The sequence below is a fragment of the Mycobacterium sp. NGS64 genome, from assembly GCF_059812245.1.
The window spans coordinates 1-16273 of the sequence record NZ_JCALCI010000014.1 but is presented as its reverse complement, the minus strand read 5'-3'; the positions used below and the strand labels follow the sequence as shown (position 1 = coordinate 16273).

Annotated in this window: 14 protein-coding genes; 4 read left to right on the top strand and 10 right to left on the bottom strand. The window is 66.2% G+C overall.

Annotated elements, in window-relative coordinates:
* Positions 1–13: 13 nt before the first annotated feature.
* The 10 genes from AC5Y4S_RS27630 to AC5Y4S_RS27585 all read right to left on the bottom strand — a co-directional run bounded on the left by AC5Y4S_RS27630 (position 14) and on the right by AC5Y4S_RS27585 (position 12725).
* Positions 14–1693 (bottom strand): MCE family protein, encoded by a 1680-nt coding sequence (locus AC5Y4S_RS27630; RefSeq protein WP_500035745.1) that lies wholly within the window; start codon positions 1691–1693, stop codon positions 14–16.
* On the bottom strand, positions 1694–3127 hold the full coding sequence (locus tag AC5Y4S_RS27625) for an MCE family protein (protein ID WP_500035744.1): 1434 nt from the start codon (positions 3125–3127) through the stop codon (positions 1694–1696).
* Positions 3124–4569: an MCE family protein gene (locus AC5Y4S_RS27620; RefSeq protein ID WP_500035743.1), complete on the bottom strand. Its 1446-nt coding sequence runs from the start codon at positions 4567–4569 to the stop codon at positions 3124–3126. Before AC5Y4S_RS27620 ends, AC5Y4S_RS27625 begins: the two co-directional genes overlap by 4 nt.
* Positions 4566–5648 (bottom strand): MCE family protein, encoded by a 1083-nt coding sequence (locus AC5Y4S_RS27615; protein ID WP_500035742.1) that lies wholly within the window; start codon positions 5646–5648, stop codon positions 4566–4568. The genes AC5Y4S_RS27620 and AC5Y4S_RS27615 overlap by 4 nt, the downstream gene beginning before the upstream one ends.
* On the bottom strand, positions 5641–6681 hold the full coding sequence (locus AC5Y4S_RS27610) for an MCE family protein (RefSeq protein WP_500035741.1): 1041 nt from the start codon (positions 6679–6681) through the stop codon (positions 5641–5643). The genes AC5Y4S_RS27615 and AC5Y4S_RS27610 overlap by 8 nt, the downstream gene beginning before the upstream one ends.
* A complete protein-coding gene (locus AC5Y4S_RS27605; RefSeq protein ID WP_500035740.1) occupies positions 6678–7955 on the bottom strand; it encodes an MCE family protein in 1278 nt (425 codons plus the stop codon). Before AC5Y4S_RS27605 ends, AC5Y4S_RS27610 begins: the two co-directional genes overlap by 4 nt.
* A gap of 18 nt (positions 7956–7973) precedes the next feature.
* Entirely contained in the window at positions 7974–8819 is an 846-nt protein-coding gene (locus tag AC5Y4S_RS27600; protein ID WP_067011277.1) for an MlaE family ABC transporter permease, read from the bottom strand.
* Positions 8820–8841: 22 nt separating this feature from the next.
* Positions 8842–9660 (bottom strand): MlaE family ABC transporter permease, encoded by an 819-nt coding sequence (locus AC5Y4S_RS27595; RefSeq protein WP_067011023.1) that lies wholly within the window; start codon positions 9658–9660, stop codon positions 8842–8844.
* 363 nt (positions 9661–10023) lie between these two features.
* The gene (locus tag AC5Y4S_RS27590) at positions 10024–11229 is read right to left on the bottom strand and encodes a CaiB/BaiF CoA transferase family protein (protein ID WP_500035739.1); all 1206 of its coding nucleotides are present in this window, start codon (positions 11227–11229) and stop codon (positions 10024–10026) included.
* Positions 11226–12725, bottom strand: a complete 1500-nt coding sequence (locus tag AC5Y4S_RS27585) for an aldehyde dehydrogenase family protein (RefSeq protein WP_500035738.1) — start codon at positions 12723–12725, stop codon at positions 11226–11228. Before AC5Y4S_RS27585 ends, AC5Y4S_RS27590 begins: the two co-directional genes overlap by 4 nt.
* Before the next feature lie 281 nt (positions 12726–13006).
* Between AC5Y4S_RS27585 and AC5Y4S_RS27580 the strand changes: the two genes are divergently transcribed.
* The 4 genes from AC5Y4S_RS27580 (at position 13007) to AC5Y4S_RS27565 (ending at position 16220) form a co-directional block, all read left to right on the top strand.
* The gene (locus AC5Y4S_RS27580) at positions 13007–13708 is read left to right on the top strand and encodes an SDR family NAD(P)-dependent oxidoreductase (RefSeq protein ID WP_068186734.1); all 702 of its coding nucleotides are present in this window, start codon (positions 13007–13009) and stop codon (positions 13706–13708) included.
* Between the two features lie 23 nt (positions 13709–13731).
* Positions 13732–14607, top strand: a complete 876-nt coding sequence (locus tag AC5Y4S_RS27575; RefSeq protein ID WP_500035737.1) for a mycofactocin-coupled SDR family oxidoreductase — start codon at positions 13732–13734, stop codon at positions 14605–14607.
* A gap of 21 nt (positions 14608–14628) precedes the next feature.
* Positions 14629–14829, top strand: a complete 201-nt coding sequence (locus tag AC5Y4S_RS27570) for a ferredoxin (protein WP_067152992.1) — start codon at positions 14629–14631, stop codon at positions 14827–14829.
* Between the two features lie 134 nt (positions 14830–14963).
* Positions 14964–16220, top strand: coding sequence for a cytochrome P450 (locus tag AC5Y4S_RS27565; RefSeq protein WP_500035790.1), 1257 nt, complete (start codon positions 14964–14966; stop codon positions 16218–16220).
* Positions 16221–16273 lie beyond the last annotated feature (53 nt).

The following is a 16273-nucleotide window of genomic DNA, read 5'->3' as shown; positions in this document are numbered from 1 at the left end:
CCCCGCGCGGGCATCAGGTGGCGAACAGGTCCTTCCACGTCTTCGGCGCCTTGGGCGACGTGGGCTTGACCAGATCCGACTGTCGGTAAACCTGGCCATCCGGGGTCACGTAAGTGCCGGTGCGCGGGTTGTACTGGGCGATCGCCACCGATGGACCGGCCTGAGTCTCGCTGTGCCCGAACGCACTTGGCGCCGCCGACGGGCCTGCCGGTGGCTCGGCCGGCGGAGCGCTGGCCGCTGGGGGCGCCGCAGCGGCAGGGGCGGCGGGAACGTCGATCGGCGCTATCGGTGAAACGTCCCCCATCTGCGCCAACGGGCTGAGCGGCGCCGCGGGCGGCGGCAACGCTGATGCAGGCGGCGTTCCCCGCGGAACCGCGCCCGGCGGCAGCGGCGTTCCCTCAACCGGCCCGAAGATCCTGTCTCGGTACCAGTTCATCCGGTCGTCGGGCGGGATGCCCTGCGCGATGAGGTTCGGGTCCAGCGGGTAGGTGCCGAAGACGTGCTGTCTCATCGCCAGCGGCTGGAAAGGCTTGTCGCTCTCGCAGATTTCGACGGTCGGCGCGCGTTTTCCGGGCTGTCCCATGCAGGGGTAGTTTCGGGCGCCGCGCACCGCGATGGGCGAATCCTGGGGCAGTTTGCAGTACAGCCCGTCGGGCGTGTCGATGGTGCGGGTGTCGGCGGGGGAACGCCATTGGCTGGGCGGCAGGAAGCCGACCGTGCATGCGGGCGGGTCACTGACGATGAGATTGAAGGCGCCCGTGGCCAATCCCGTTGGGGACTTGTTGCCGATGAACGACTGAACCGCCGCGGTGAACGGTGGCAGCAAGACCAGGAGCTGTTCGATCGACGCGTGATAGGTCACGCCGATTTGGCCGATCGTGGTCAGGTTCGCAAGCAGCACCGGCAGCGTCGGTTTGATCTGGTCGAGCAGCCGGGACGCCTCGTTGAGGGCTCCAGGCCCCCGTTGCAGCAGGGTGCGAAATTCTGGGTCGTCCTTCGCCAGCTGGCCGCTGAATCCGGCGAGGCTGCGTGCCCACGTTCGGATCGAATCCGCGGTCTGGGCTTGCGCATCAAGGAAGGGCCCGGTGTCTTCGGTCAGGTTCCGTGTCTGGTCGGCGACGCCGTTGAGGTCACCCGAGAGCCGTGACGAACTGTCGAACAGCGATCCGAAATCGTAACCGGAGCCGTTGAACGCCTGGTACGACTCGTCGAGCAATTGACCGAGCTTGCCCTTGGGGATGCTGTTGATCAACTTGCTGGACTGGTCCAGCACGGGGCCGATCGGCTGGGGAATCGTCGCGTCGTTCATCGCGATGACCGAGCCGTCGTGCAGGTAGGGCGGCGAGTCGTTGCGGGGCCGCAGATCGACGTAATACTCGCCAACCGCGGAGATGCTCAGCACCTCCGCCTTCAAGTCCGCCGGTATCTTCGGCGAAGTATCAAGGGACAGCGTGGCTTTCGCACCCTCGGGGGTCAGCCCCACGGCGGTCACCTTGCCGATCTGTACCCCGCGGTAGGTCACGTTGCTGAAGCGGTAGAGGCCGCCGGTGGCGGGCAGTTTCAGCGTGACCGTCATCTTGCCGATGCCGAGCAGGGTCGGCGCCTGGACGTACCACAGCGCCATGATCACCACACCGGCGATCCCGACGATCGTGAAGATCGCCAACTGGATGCGGACAAATCGGGTCAGCATCTACGAGCCCCCGTCCGTCTGGCTGGTCGTCGGCGTCGCGCCCGGCACCGGGGCGCCCTGGTCGGCCGGCGGCACGGCCCCAGCCGGCGGCGGTCCGGGCAGCGTCGCTGTGGGCGACTTCTGCGCATCCGGGCCGAGCCACGTCAGGCCCGCGATCAACGGCGACACCGGCGGCGGTGGCGCGGGCGCGGACGGTGGTGTGTCTCCCGACTGCTGGTTCACCGGCCCCGGCGCCGCGGACGGCGGCGGCCCCGGCAGCGGCCGCCCCCAGGGTGGCGGTGGCCCGAACGGTGCCGGTTCCCCTCGTGGGCCGGGCTTGCTCAGCGCCCCAGGCGCCCCGGGCGGTGCCCCGTACCGGAATTGCAGGTATTCCGGATCCGCGGGGCCGGGCACGGCCTCGGCGCCGATCCGCTCCCAGTGGGTACCGCGGAGGATGCCCTTGCGGAGACCGGCGTTCGTCAAATCGATGATGAAGTAGCCGTTGACGTAGTCACCACGGATGTACCGGTCGATGAAGCCCTGGGTGAACGGGAACGTCGGCGCGTACGCGATGGCGGCGTCCAGATCCGGGCCGATGTCGGCGAGCGCACCGAGTGCCGGCGCGAGATTCGTCAAGTTCTTCACCAAGTCGTCGCCCGCGTCGTTGACGAGTCTGGTCGCGGTGTTGCTGAATGTCCCGAGCTTGTTCAGCGCGGTCGTGATGCGGGGGCGCTCCTTGATCAGCACGTCCAGTGCGGGGGGAATCTTGTACAGCGCCTGGGTGATCACGTCGCGTTGGGCGGCGAACGTGCCGGCGAGGCGATTGAGAGCGCGGATCGACGCGACGAGGTTGTCGCGCTGTTGATCGAGGGTTCCCACGAACCGGTCGAGGCGCTCGAGCAGATCCCTTACGGCGCCTTCGTTTCCGGATAGCGCGGCGTTGAAGTTGTGGATGATGTCCCCGAACTGCCCCAGCCCCCCGGCGTTCAGGATGACCGATAGCGACGACAGGGTCTGTTCGGTCGACGGATAGGTGGACGACCGGTTCAGCGGGATCGTGGCGCCCGGTTGCAGCCGGCCGACGCCCTGTTGGCCCAGCGGCGGATTCAACGCCAGATGCATGGAACCGAGCAGGCTCGTCTGGCCGACACTGGCCACCGCGTTGGCGGGGATCACCGTGCCGGGCCGCACCGAGATTTCGACGTCCGCGTGCCATCCCCGCACCGTCATCTTGCTGATGCTGCCGACGATGACGTCGTCGATCATCACCGGCGAATTCGGTTCCATCGTAACGACGTTGGCGAGTTCCACGTGGTAAGTGGTGGCACCCGGACCACGTCCGACCGCGCCCGGCAGCGGCAGCGAGTTCAGGCCGTTGAACGCGCATCCGCTCACGGCGAGCATGACGCAGCAGGCGATGCCGAGCACGCGCCTCATCGCGATCCGGGCGGTCACGGTTGCCCCCCGTCACCCGGGAGCAGCATGTCCTGAACGTTCGCCGGGGCGGCCGGCGCCGGCGACGCCGGTGGTGGTGGGACGGGCGGCGGTTCCGTCGGCGGGGGCTGCGGCATCGCCGCGCCGGGGATCCGGCCTAGCGGCACCGAACCCGGCGGCCCAACGGGGTCACCCGGTAGCCCGGTGTACGCGGAAACGGCCGGCGGCAGCAGAGGCGGCCCCGGCCTGGGACCCTCCCCGCCGGGCTTCAGCCGATCCTCGCTGTAGATAACGTTTTGCGGCGCGAACGACGGGGCCAGGATCGGGTTGACCGGAATCGGGAGGTAGTTGAAGTTGACGAGGAAGTTCGGGTTGAACACCTTCAACGCCGGGCTCAGATACAAGCCGCACAGCTTGCCCGTCTCGACGGCGGTGACGTTTTCGATGGCCCCGATGCCCGCGCACCAGGCGAACGTCGGGTTGGAAAAGTTCTGCAGGCCGACGCCGCCGCGGATGTTGCCGGAGTCCGGGTCGTAGGCGTTGTAGGCGTTCGCGAGCGCGGTCGGCGAGATGTGCAGCACGTTTTTCAACGCCATCTTTTGGTCGACGAGTATCTGCGTCAGGTCGGCCAACCGCGAAATCTGTTCGGAGGTCGCATCACGACTGCCGGCGATGAACCGCTGCACCTCGCCGACCGCGTTCGCCAGGTCCGTCAGCGCCGCGTCCAAATCCGACCTGTTGTCGTCGAGCACACTGGTCAGCGTGGCCAGGCGGTTGTCGAACTGCACGATCTGGACGTTGCTTTCGCGCAGGGCCCCGATGAAGGCCTGCAGGTTCTTGATGATGTCGACGAGGTTGCCGCTGCCTTCGGCGAACACGCGGGCGACGCCGGACAGTTGGGCCAGCGTCTGGTGCAGCTTCTCGCCGTTGCCGTCGCCCAGCGCGTCGGCGGCGCTGTCGATGAACCGCGCCACCGACGGCGTGGACACCTTGCTGTTCGGGCCCAATTCCGTTGCGAGGCGCATTAATTGGTCTTTGACCTGGTCCCATTCGACGGGCACCGCCGTCCGTTCGATCGGTATCACCCCGCCGTCGCGCATGGTGGGACCACTCGACCGGTAGGCCGGCGTGAGCTGCACATAGCGCGCCGCCACCAGGTTTTGCGCGACGATCACCGCCTTCGCGTCCGCCGGAATGGGTATGTTGCGATCGACGTGCATCACCAGCTTCGCCCGGGTCCCCTGCGGCTGAATGGACGAGATGGTTCCCACCTTCATGCCGGACACGCGCACGTCGTCGCCCGGATAGATCGCGGTGGCCGTGGGGAAGTAGGCGGTGATCGTCGTCGGGCGAAAGAAGGTATTGCGGATGGCGATCGCCGCACCGACAACGACGAGGCCCGCCAGCACGATCGCCAGCCCCACCTTGAGCTTGTTGCGCGGAATCGCCCCGAGCCCCGTCATGGCCGTCCTCCCGGGTCCTGGTTGAACGGCCACGGGAAGAACGCGCGCGGCCCGGCGGTGTCCGGCGGTTGGCCGGGCGCGCCGTAAGCGCGGAACCCGAAGGCGTAGTCGAACAACCACTGGAAGAATTCCAGCTGGAAAAGGTTGGGAATGAACGGGTTGTAGTAATAACCGCTTGAAACCGTCTCCCCTTGCGTCAGCTCGTATTTCGCCAGTCCCGGAAGCGCCTTGGCGAGGTTGTCGCGGTTCTTTTCCAGCACCGCCGTCACCGAGTTCAGCTTCTCCAGCGTCGGCGCCAGCTTCGCCTCGTTGTCATGCACCACGCCGGAGAGCTGCCTGGCCACCGCGGACGTACTGGCCAGCAGCCGCACGATCGCCTGGCGCCGCGCCACCAGCATCGACAACAAATCGTTGGCGTTGAGGATCAACGTGTTGAGTTGCTGGCTGCGTTGCCCGAGGACGCTGGTGACGTCGGCGGCGCCCTTGAGTAGCTGCCCGAGGGTCTGGTTGCGGGCGTTGAGGGTCTGGGACAGCCGGCTGACCCCGTCGAACGCGGGACCCAGTTGCGGCGCAACCTGATTCAGGGTCGCCGACAGCGTGTCCAGGGACTGGTTGAGCGACTCGGTGTTGGTGCCCTGCAGGTCGGTCGTCAGGTCGTTGACGGCCTCGGACAGCGAGTACGGCGAGGAGGTGCGCGACACCGGGATGACCGCCATCGGATGCAGGTTGCCGCTGCCAGCGGAGTCGACCGTGAGCACCCGCTGGCCCAGCAGCGACCCGGTCTTGATGTGTGCGGTGCTGGCCGAGCCGAGCAGGATGTTCCCCTTGGCGGTGAACGTCACCAGCACGTCGCCGTGTTGCAGCTCCATGCCCGTCACGCTGCCGACCTTGATCCCCGAGATCGTCACGTCGTTGCCCAGCGCGAGGCCGCCAGCGTCGGTGAACAGCGCCTGGTAGCGGACCGTGGTGGCCCGCTGGACCAGCTGATCGGGGTTCAACCCCACGGCGATGACCAGGGCGATGAGCACGGCCCCGATGAATCCGGCCTTGATGAGGCCCGCTCCGCGGTACTTATTCATCGGGGTCCTTCGGTTCCGTGCACCGCCCGGTGATCTGGTGTTTGATGCCCACTTCCACCGTCCGGTACTGCAAGTCGGACACCCGTAGCGCCAGCCCGCACAGGTAGTAGGGGAACCACGCGCCGTAGGAGCCAAGCCTGAGCAATTTGCGGTAGTCGTGCGGCAACTTCTGCAGCGAGATGTCGAGGAGGTTCTTGTCCTTATCGAGCAGCGGCGCCAGCCGATTCGCTTGGTCCACCGTCGCGGCCAGCGGCGGGCGGGCGCGGGTGAGCAGATCCGCGATCGAAGCGGTCCCGTTGTCCAGGGCGGTTATCGCGGTCCCGATGGTGTCGCGGTCCTGGTCGAATCCACTGACCAATTTCTCGAGGCGGTCAATGGCGCCGGAGAACTTAGTGCCGTCCTTGTCGACGGTGGCCACCACGGTGTTGAGGTTGTCGATCAGCTCCTGCACCGTCTGGTTGTTGTCGGCCAACGTGTTGGAGAACGACGACGTCTTCGACAGCAGCGACTGCAGGGTTCCGCCCTCGCCCTGGAACACCTGAATGAGCGCCGCGCTCAGCGCGTTGACGTCTTGCGGGTTGAGGCCCTGGGTAACGGGTTTCAGCCCGCCCAGCAGTAGATCGATGTCGAGGGCGGGTGCCGTGCGATCGAGCGGGATCTGCGACCCGGCCGGCAGCACCTTGGTGGATCCCGGGCCGTCGGTCAGCTCGAGGTAGCGATCACCGACCAGGTTCAGGTAGCGCACCACCGCGCGGGTGCCGGTGGTCAGCACGACGCTGCGGTCGGCGTCGAACTTCACCTCGACCTTCTTGTCTGCGCGTAGCTTGACGCTGTTGACCGTGCCGACCCGGATGCCGGCGACGCGCACGGTCTCCCCGGTCTTCAGCCGCGACACGTCGGTGAAGAGTGCCGAATACCCGTTCGTCGAACCGGTGGTGTACTGCCCGAAGATGAAGAACAAGAACACGGTCAGCACGATCATCACGGTGGCGAACGCCCCGAACTTGATGATCATCCCGCGCGAGCCGGTCATCCGGGCATCCCGATTTGCATGGTGTTGCGCGGCGGACCATCGATCGGCCCGTACAGCAGCTGCTTGAGCGCATCGGAGTTGAGCAGCAATTGCTGGTTGCCGTACGCCGTGGGGTTGGAGCCGTTGTCGGTCACAAGGAACGGCGGCGCAACGTCGAAGGGCACCACCGGAAGGTTTTGGCATTGCGGCCCACCGGTCGCCGCCACCTTGGGCAGGTTGGACGGGTAGCGGTAACGCTCCGCGCCGAGGCCGATCACGACGGTCACCTTGACCATCGGCTCGGGCAGGTCCGGAGCGTGCAGGTTGCCCAGTGATCCGGCGATGCCGCAGTACAGCGCCTGGTGGTACTGGTTGAGCAGATCGGTGGTCGGCACCAGCAGGTGCAGGTCGTCCGTCAGCGCTTGCCGATTGCCGCCCACCACGTCATTGCCCATGTCCGCCAAGCCAATCGAGCTGATCAGGAAGGCATCCAGATTTTGTTGCTCGTCAACGATCGTCTTGCTGATTCGGACCGCGTTATCGGCGGTGGCGAGCAGGTCCTGTGCCGAGTCGCCATAGGCGTTGCTCACCACGGGCAGGGCTTCGAGGTCATGGCTCAGCGCAGGCAGGCTCGGTTCCTGGGTGGCCAGGAATGAGTCGAGATCGTGCAGCATTTGGCCGATCTTGTGGCCCCGGCCGTTGACCGCAGAGGCTATGCCGCCCAGGGTCTCGTTGAGTTTGGCGGGATCGATCGTCGACAGCAGTGACGTGAGTTGCTGGAACACCGTGTTGATTTCGACGGTGACGTGCTTGCCCTCCAGCACCTGACCCGCACGCAGTGACTGCGGCGACGGCTCGGCGGGCGGTACCAGCTCGATGAACTTCGCGCCGAACACCGTCGTCGACGCGATGTCGACGAGCACGTTGGCCGGGATGAGGTGCATCTGCGACGGTTGCATCGCCAGGTGCAGGACGGCTTCGCCGTTGGGCCGCACGTCGATTGAGTCGACCTTGCCCACCTCGACGCCGCGCATCTTCACCTTGGCATCCGGGTTCATCACCAGTCCGGCGCGCGGTGAGACGACGGTGACGGGCACGCTCGTGGTGAAGTCACCCCGGAACAGGCCTATCGCGACGGCGAAGACCAGGCCGATGAGGACGATGGTCGCCAGGCCGGCCAGGGGCCGCGCGTACGACTGCGCGCCGAAGTGCCGCCCGGGCGAGGCCGCGACGGGCCGTGCGGCACTGGTGGTTTCGGACCGGTGAATGGGGCCCGGACCGAAGTCACGCGTCACTGTCCTGTCACCACCTTCCTAGCCCGACAGGTTGAAGTTGCCGTTGGTGCCGTAGATGGACAGCGAGACGAGCAGCGTCACCGACACGACCACGATCAACGAGGTTCGCACCGCGTTGCCGGTCGCGACGCCGACACCGGCCGGTCCGCCCGAAGCAAAGTAGCCGAAGTAGGTGTGAATCAACAAGATCGTGATCGCCATGAGGACGGCCTGCAAAAACGACCACAACAGGTCGATCGGGTTGAGGAACGTCGAGAAGTAGTGCTGATACAAGCCGCCCGATTGGCCGAACAGGACCACCGTGGTGAATTGGCTGGCGAAGAACGACAGGATGACGGCGATGGAATACAGCGGCGTGATCGCCATCATTCCGGCCGCGATCCTGGTGGACACCAGATACGAAACCGGCCGAATGGCCATGGACTCCAACGCATCGATCTCTTCGTTGATCCGCATGGCACCCAGCTGCGCGGTGACGCCCGCGCCGAAGGTGGCCGCGAGACCGATCCCGGCGACGATCGGCGCGGCGATGCGCACGTTGATGAAGGCCGCCAGGAACCCGGTCAACGCCTCGATGCCGATGTTGCCCAGTGAGCTATAGCCTTGCACGGCCAGGGTGCCGCCGGCAGCCAGCGTCAGGAAGCCGACGATCACCAGCGTGCCGCCGATCATGGCCAAAGTTCCCGCACCCATGCTGATTTCGGCGATCAGGCGGATGACCTCTCGCCGATAGTGGCGGACCGCGAAGGGGACGCCGGCAAGCGCCTTGCCGTAGAACAGCGTGTGATCGCCGATCCGGCTCAGGGTGCCGACCGGCTTTTCGAGCTGCCGCGTCAGTCGCGGGTACGTGGCTCTCAGCGTCATCACGGTTCGCCCCTACACCTCCTCAGTGACCCTTGGCCGACATGCGGATACCGATAGCCGTGACAACCACATTCACGACGAACAGCGACATGAACGCGTACACCACCGTCTCGTTGACGGCGTTGCCGACCGCCTTGGCGCCGCCGCCGGACACCGTCAGTCCCCGGTAGCACGCGACCAGCCCGGCGATCAGGCCGAAAAGCGCTGCCTTGACGCAGGAAATGACCACCTCGGGCACGCCGGTCAGCAGGGTGATGCCGGCGGCGAACGCCCCGGGGTTGACGTCCTGGACGAACACCGAGAAGACGTAGCCGCCCACGATGCCGATGATGACCACCAAGCTGTTCAGCAGCAGCGCCACCAGACCCGCGGCCAGCATGCGGGGGGTCACCAGGCGCTGAACGGGGTTGATGCCCAGCACTTCCATCGCGTCGATCTCTTCGCGGATCGTTCTCGATCCCAGGTCGGCGCACATCGCCGTGGAACCGGCGCCGGCCACGATCAACACGGTCACCAGCGGGCCCACCTGGGTCACCGCGCCGAAGGCCGCACCCGCGCCGGACAGGTCCGCTGCGCCCAGTTCGCGCAGCAGGATGTTGAGCGTGAAGCTGACCAGCACCGTGAAAGGAATGGCGACCAGCAGGGTGGGAGCGAGCGCCACCCGCGCGACGAACCACGACTGCTCCAAGAACTCCCGCCATTGGAAGGGCCGGCGGAACACGAACTTGATCGCGTCGGCCGACATCGCGAACAAGCCACCGACGGCTTCCATGGGCTTGGAGCCGCGGCCGAGCGATATGCCCCCGGTCCAGCGCTCCGGGCCCGCACGCTTAATCGCCATCGGCCTCAGTTCCTTCCGGCATTTTCGAGACCGATGGTCTTGTTCGGCTGAACGGAAAGCTGTAGATTTGGCTGGACCGACGGCCACAAACGTGCGCTGGAACAGTCGAAATGCGTAGCGGGCAGCCACATTCCGGCATTCGCCTCCGGCGTCGCTGCCACTACCATCCTCACGCCACTCCTCCGTTCTGTCGCGTGAGTTGGCGCTTCAAAACGAGGGGCCTCGTGTCTTGAAGCGTCCGGCGATTATGACTCATGCGGTGTCCAGGCGGAATGGAAAATTCAAAACCGTTATCGGACAGCCCATCGGATGACAAGCGGCGTTCGGCTCACACATTTCTCACAGCTCCGGTCCCTGTAGCACTCAAGTGACCGCGCCGGCCGTCTTGAGCTCGATGATGCGGTCCCAATCGAGTCCGATTTCCATCAGGATTTCTTCGGTCTGTTCGGCGAATCCGGGCGCCGGGCCGGTGTGCGGCCGGGCGACATCGAACTGGACCGGGTTGGCAACCAGATCGAGTTCGCCTGCGCGAACCAGGTACTCGTTGGCACGGATTTGGGCGTCGTCGACCGCCTGCAACGTGTCCTGCACGGGCGCCCACGGCCCGGCAAGCGTGGCAAAGCGCTCGCTCCACTCGGCAAGCGTGCGGGTTGCGATCACCTTGGTCAAGATCTCGACGGCTTCCGGTGTATTTGCGGCGATTTCTTCGACAGTCGCGAAGCGGGGATCGTCGGCCAGCTCCGGCAGCTCGACGTGCCGGCAAACGTCGGCCCAGAACTTGGTGGGCTGCATCATCACGAAGGAGATGTAGCGTCCGTCGGACGTGGTGTACAGCCCCACCAACGGGTTGTTGGGCGCACCATGCACCCCGGGCGGCGGCGCTTCCAGCCGCTGACCCAGATGCTTGGTCAGCGCGACCGTGTGTCCCATTGCCCAGAAGCCACTGCCCAGCAACGACACATCGACGACCGACGGCTCGCCGGTGCGCTCGCGCTTGAGCAACGCGGCCGCGATGCCGCCGGCGAGGTTGGTGCCGGAGATGGTGTCGCCGTAGGCCGGTCCGGGGGGCGCGATCATGCCGGGCATCCCTGCCGGCGTGATGGTCGCGGCGGTTCCGGCCCGGCACCAGAAAGCGGTCATGTCGTAGCCGCCCTTTTCTGACTCGGGGCCGCGCGGACCGAGCGCGCTGCCGCGGGCGTAGACGATCTTCGGGTTGACCGTACGAATGTCCTCGACGTCGATGCCGAACTTCTTCCGGTGAGCGGGAAGAAAACTCGTCAAGAACACATCAGACCGGCGGGCCAGCTCGTAAAGCACCTCTTTGCCCTCGGGCACGGACATGTCGAGTCCGATGCTGCGCTTCCCACGGTTGGCGTGTTCGATGTTGGGGTTCGGGTCGCCGTCGACGCGCAACATGCCGGTCTGGCGCAGCCCCCGCTGCGGGTCGCCCGTCACGGCGTGCTCGACCTTGACCACGTCGGCGCCCCACTCCGCGAGCACGGCGCCCGCCGATGGGACGAACCCGTACATGGCGACCTCCAGAACGCGGATGCCCTCCAGCGGCCTCATGCGGGCGTCCCGACAACGGGAACCGCAAAAGTCTTGCCTTCCAAGGACTCCTCTAGCCCGGCGACGCCCATCTCACGGCCAACGCCGGACTGCTTGAAGCCCCCGAACGGGCTGTCGGCGGCAAAGTAGTTGCCGCCGTTGATGGAGAACGACCCGGTGCGGATCCGACGGGCCACCGCCAGGGCGCGGTCCTGGTCGCGGCTGAAGACCGCGCCGGCCAACCCGTAGATCGAGTTGTTGGCGATCCGCACCGCGTCGTCGTCGTCCTCGAACGCGATGACCACCAGCACCGGGCCGAAGACCTCGTCCTGCGCGATCTCGCTGTCCGGGTCGACGTTGGTGAGCAGCGTGGGCGCATAGAAGTAGCCGGGATCCAACCGCTTACCGCCGGTGACCAAGGTCGCGCCCCCGGCGACGGCCCGCTGGACCATGCCGTCGACCTTGTCGCGCTGGCGCTCGTTGATGAGCGGCCCCATGAGCGTCTTCGGATCGGCCGGGTCGCCGTGGCGCACCTTGGCGAAGTTCTGCGCGATCAGCTCGACGATCTCGTCATGATGCGACCTGGGCACCAACAGCCGAGAGGTGAGCGCGCAGCCCTGGCCGGCGTGCGTGACCATGCTGAACGCCGCGAACATGCTTGCTCCTGTGAAGTCCGCGTCGTCGAGCATGATCACGGCCGACTTGCCGCCCAGCTCCAGGAAGACGCGTTTGACGGTCTCGCTCGCGGCGGCCATGATCTTGCGCCCGACGGCCGTCGATCCGGTGAAGGTCACCACGTCGACGTCGGGGCTGGTGGTCAACGCGACCCCGGTGGCCGCGTCCGAGGAAGTAAGGACGTTCACCACGCCGGGCGGGATGTCGGTGTGGTTGGCGATCAACTCGCCGAGCGCCAGCGTGACCAGCGGGGTGTCCGGCGCCCCCTTCAGCACCACGGTGCATCCGGCGGCCAGCGCCGGGGCCAGCTTGGCCAACGCGAGCTGGTTCGGATAGTTGTAGGCGATGATGGCCGCCACCACGCCCGCGGCTTCCTTCTCCACCCAGCGGTGGTGCAGCATGCCCCGCGATTCGATCTCGCCGAGATCCTCGGAGAACTGATAGGTGCGCAGCAGGTCGGCGTAGAAGCGCACGATCTTGATCGGGTCGTCGAGCTGAGCGCCCTGGGTGAGCGCCCGCGTCGCGCCGACTTCGGCGATGGTCAGCTCACGCAGCTCCTCCGCGTGCTCGACGAGCGCCGTGTGCAACTGGTCGAGGCAGCGGATCCGCAGCGCCACGTTCGTCGACCAGTCGGTCGTGTCGAAGGCGTGCCGGGCCGCCGAGATCGCCGCTTCGGCCTGCTCGACGCGGGCGTCCGGGGCGTGCCCGATGACCGCGCCCGTGGCGGGGTTGATCGAGGGGAACGTCTTGTCGGCGGTGACGAGCCGGCCGTCAATCAGCAGTCGGCGATCAACCTGTGACTCGGGCGCGGCGGTGGTCTCTGCCGTGTCCTGCACTGGCATCCCCTACTCCCTCATGTGGTGACGGTCACGAAAATTTCATTCTCTTCCCCGGCGAATCTTACATTCGGGTCTCGATAATTCAAGAAAGTCTCAGGAATGGGACCAGGCCGCCGACCAGCGGCGTTATTGCGCACATGTCGGGGTAACGGGCCGCTTGGCGCAGGCCGCGCGAGGTTTAACGACCATGTTGCATGCCGCTTCGCGGCGAGAGTAAGGTTCTCATAATTGTAAGGGAGATTCTTTGTGGCTGAGACGAGCCCATTTGGAGATGAGGTCTCGACGTGAAGACCGCGGTGGTCACCGGCGGCGGATCCGGCATCGGTCAAGCGGTCGCGCAGCGCCTGCGAGCCGACGGCCTTGACGTCGCCACGATCGACCTCAGGCCGTCGGAAGCCGATTTCGCTTTCACCGCCGACGTCACCGACCGGCCGCAGGTGGATGCCGCGCTGGCGGCCATCCGCGCCCAACTGGGGCCCGTGACGGTCCTGGTCAACGCGGCCGGGCTGGACGGCTTCAAGCGCTTCACCAACATCACCTTCGAGGAGTGGCGGCGGGTGGTCGACGTCAACCTCAACGGCGTCTTTCACGTGACCCAGGCGGTGCTGCCCGACATGGTTGAGGCCGGGTGGGGACGGATCGTCAACATCTCGTCGTCGAGCACCCATTCCGGTGCGCCCTACATGAGCCACTACGTGGCTGCCAAGTCCGCGGTCAATGGCCTCACCAAATCGCTGGCACTCGAGTACGGGCCCAACGGCATCACCGTGAATGCCGTACCGCCGGGGTTCATCGACACGCCGATGCTGCGCGCCGCGGAACAACACGGACACCTCGGCGACATCGAGGCGACCATCGCCCGGACCCCGGTGCGCCGGATGGGCAGGCCGGAAGACATCGCGGCCGCGTGCGCTTTTCTGATTTCCGAGGAGGCCGGCTACATCACCGGCCAGATACTGGGCGTCAACGGCGGCCGTAATACCTGAGCATCGATACAAAAGGAGAGAGTGTGGGAGACGGCGCATCAGGGCGCGTTAAGGGGAAGGTCGCCTTCGTCACCGGCGCGGCGCGTGGACAGGGCCGCAGCCACGCGGTGCGGCTGGCCGAGGAGGGCGCCGACATCATCGCGGTCGACCTGTGCCGTGACCTCGACACCATCGGTTACCCCATGGCGGCACCCGAGGACCTCGAGGAGACAGCCCGGCTCATCGAGAAGACCGGACAGGGCGCGGTGATCGCCCAGGCCGACGTGCGCGACGCCGGGCAACTGAGCGCGGCCCTGGAGCACGGGGTCGCGGAGTTCGGCAGGCTCGACATCGTCGTGGCGCAGGCCGGAGTCGCCGGCATGAAGGGCGAGCCGCCCCTGCAGGCGTGGTGCGACGTCATCAACACCAACCTGATCGGCACCATCAACGCCATCCAGGTCGCGTTGCCGCACCTGCGCGAGGGCGCCTCGATCGTCGCCACCGGATCCACCGCGGCGCTGATGGACACCGCCAAGAAGGACAACCCCGGCACCGACCCGGGCGGCATGGCCTACATCCACTCCAAGCGGGCGCTGTCGCATTATGTTCACGACCTGGCAACGGAGCTGGCGCCGTTGGGCATCCGCGCCAACGTGATCCACCCAACCAACACCAACACCCCGATGCTGCAGAGCGAGCCGATGTACCGCTCGTTCCGGCCGGACCTGGAGCGCCCGACGCGCGCCGACGCCGAGCCGGTTTTCGGCGTGCAGCAGGCGATGAAAATCCCCTACGTCGAACCCGAGGACATCAGCAACGCCGTCCTGTGGTTGGCCTCCGACGAGGCGCGCTACGTCACCGGCGTGCAGTTGCGCGTCGATGCCGGTGGCTACCTCAAGTGGTACGACTACGAGAATTAAGACAACTCGCAAGGAGACACCGTGAAGGTCTGGGTCGATTCGGAACGCTGCCAGGGCCACACCCTCTGCGCGATGATCGCGCCGGATTCGTTCCAGCTCAGCGACATCGACGGCAGTTCGTCGGCGATCGACGAGGTGGTGCCGGCCGACAAGGAGGATCAGGTCCGCGAAGCCGCCCACTCCTGCCCGGAGCAGGCCATCATCATCACGGATGAAACGTAAAGGGAGACAGCGCCTTGAGCGTCGACGACAGCGTTGATGACCAGGTCAGCGACAGCGACCGCAAGCGGAACCGGTATCACTTCGATCGGCACTCCCCGGAGTACCGTTCGCGGTTCAAAGACATCACCGAGGAGATGCACGCCCGGTGCCCGATGGCCTGGAGCGACACCTACGGCGGACATTGGGTGGCGGCCGGCAGCCATGAGGTCTTCGAGCTCGCCCGCTGCCCGGCGGTGTCCAACGACCACGATGTGAACAACGAACGCCGCGGCTACAAAGGCATTTCGATCCCGACCGCGAGCCGCATCAACGGCATTCGGGGCGGCATCCTGGAGATGGACAACCCTGAGCACAAAACCTACCGGGCCGTGCTCAACCCCTACCTGTCGCCCGCCGCGGTCAAGCGCTGGGAGCCGTTCATCGACGACGTGACGCGCGCCTGCCTCGACGAGAAGATCGAGGAAGGCCGCATCGACTTCGTCGACGACCTGGCCAACATCGTGCCTGCCGTGCTGACGCTGGCGATGATGGGCATCCCGCTGAAGAACTGGCAGATGTACAGCGAGCCCACGCACGCCGCGGTGTACACCCCGGAGCATTCGCCTGACATTCAGCAGGTCACCGAGATGCACCGGCAGATGGGAATCGATCTGATCAACAACATGATCGAGATCCGCGAAAATCCGCGGCCCGGCCTGGTCAATGCCCTGCTCGAGATGCGGATCGACGGAGAGCCCGCGCCGGATCTGGAAATCATCGGGAATCTCGGGTTGATCATCGGCGGTGGCTTCGACACCACCACGGCGCTGACGGCCCATTCGCTGGAATGGCTCTCACAGCATCCCGATCAGCGCGAGCTGCTCAGCAAGCAGCGTGAGACGCTGCTCGATCCCGCGACCGAAGAGTTCCTGCGCTACTTCACCCCCGCCCCTGGCGACGGCAGGACCTTCTCCGATGACGTCGAGCTCGACGGCACCAGCTTCAAAGAGGGCGAGCGGCTGTGGATTTCGTGGGCCATGGCCAACCGCGACCCCGCGGTGTTCCACGACCCGGACGAGATCATCCTCGACCGCAAAGGCAACCGGCACTTCAGCTTTGGGCTCGGTGTGCACCGCTGCGCCGGATCGAACGTGGCGCGCACGGTGTTCAAGTCGATGCTGACCGCGGTCCTGGACCGGATGCCCGACTACACGTGCGACCCCGAGGGGACCGTCCACTACGAGACCATCGGCGTCATCCAGGGGATGCGGAAGCTGCCGGCCACCTTCACGCCAGGCCGACGCGTCGGCGCCGGCCTGGACGAGACGCTGGACAAGCTGCAACGCATCTGCGACGAGCAGGAGCTGGCCAGGCCGATCACCGAGCGCAAGGAAGCCGCCGTCATCGACTAGGTGGGCCTGACCCCGTTCCCTCGCGACCAGACGCAAAAGCCCCCGACACGCCG